Genomic DNA, 237 nt, shown 5'->3' on the forward strand with positions numbered 1-237 from the left:
GGTCATCGGCAAGAAGGCCTCGTACGTGGAAGAAAGCGAGGCCATGGACTACGTGGCCGGCTACACCGTGGTCAACGACGTGTCCGAGCGCGAATACCAGATCGAGCGCGGCGGCCAGTGGGACAAGGGCAAGGGCTGCGACACCTTCGCGCCGGTCGGCCCGTGGCTGGTGACGCGCGACGAGGTCGCCGATCCGCAGAACCTGGACATGTGGCTGGAAGTGAACGGCCATCGCTT

1 protein-coding gene is annotated in these 237 nt (G+C 65.4%); it reads left to right on the top strand.

The window, feature by feature from the left end; translation table 11 throughout:
- A partial coding sequence (locus tag SB764_RS44440; protein WP_410867369.1) for a fumarylacetoacetate hydrolase family protein occupies window positions 1-237 on the top strand: 237 nt, incomplete at both ends.

Source organism: Paraburkholderia sp. SIMBA_027, assembly GCF_046535315.1.
Lineage (GTDB): Bacteria > Pseudomonadota > Gammaproteobacteria > Burkholderiales > Burkholderiaceae > Paraburkholderia > Paraburkholderia tropica.